The sequence below is a fragment of the Candidatus Nanopusillus massiliensis genome (genome assembly GCF_920984865.1).
Map to the genome: position 1 here is coordinate 468,242 of NZ_OV100765.1, position 234 is coordinate 468,475.

Annotated in this window: 1 protein-coding gene; it reads right to left on the reverse strand. The window is 29.2% G+C overall.

The annotated features are described in order from the left end of the window. Positions 1-167: putative PEP-binding protein (locus LUA84_RS03335; RefSeq protein WP_231434557.1), on the reverse strand; the 167-nt coding region annotated here is incomplete at its 3' end. Between the last annotated feature and the right edge of the window lie 67 nt (positions 168-234).

The window sequence follows — 234 nt, forward strand, 5'->3', positions numbered from 1 at the left end:
ACAACAGCAGGATGTCCCTCANCCATTAATTTTTGTACCATTTCATTATTCCTATCTACTCCTAATGTTAATTGAGTTAAATCATTTGTTCCAAATGATATAAAATCTATACCAGCATTCTTAATTATATCTTCAATTGTTAATGCAGCAGCAGGTGTTTCTACCATTATTCCAAACTTTATATCTTTTCCAGGTATTTATCCTTCACTTTTAATTATTTCTTTTGCTGTATAT